General features: G+C 44.8%; 1 protein-coding gene. It reads right to left on the minus strand.

From position 1 onward, the window contains the following. Positions 1-241, minus strand: a 241-nt coding sequence (locus tag SB765_RS33185; protein WP_410932971.1) for an FAD-dependent oxidoreductase, incomplete at both ends; no start/stop codon positions are given.

Genomic DNA, 241 nt, shown 5'->3' on the forward strand with positions numbered 1-241 from the left:
GATAGATGCGTATTCACAGCCAATTACACCCGCGCCGTATATAAGTACGCGATGAGGATCGTGTTCAAGGCCTAAAATTGTGTCACTTTCATAAATACGCGAATGGGTGAAATCAACACCTGGTGGGCGATAAGGGCGTGAGCCGGTAGCAATAACAATAGTTTGTGCAGTTAGGCGTTCAGTTGAACCGTCATTACGTCTAATTTCAATAGTGTGCTTATCAACAAAGCTAGCATCGCCT

It is taken from the genome of Pseudomonas sp. SIMBA_067 (genome assembly GCF_046534675.1).
Lineage (GTDB): Bacteria > Pseudomonadota > Gammaproteobacteria > Pseudomonadales > Pseudomonadaceae > Aquipseudomonas > Aquipseudomonas putida.